Below are 217 nucleotides of genomic sequence, written 5' to 3'. Positions count from 1 at the left end.
ATCAAGGCGAATAATGAAAGATTCTCAACAGTCACTGATGCGGGCGTACATGGCGAGTAAGTATATCAAGGCGAATAATGAAAGATTCTCAACCCCGTTTGTGCCGGGTGTGACCAGCGAGTAAGTATATCAAGGCGAATAATGAAAGATTCTCAACTAAGCTCTTCGCGTAGGGTGTCGGTTTCTAAGTATATCAAGGCGAATAATGAAAGATTCT

Source organism: Rothia sp. HMSC066H02 (genome assembly GCF_001814995.1).
GTDB lineage: Bacteria > Actinomycetota > Actinomycetes > Actinomycetales > Micrococcaceae > Rothia > Rothia mucilaginosa.
This window is presented reverse-complemented; position numbering follows the sequence as displayed.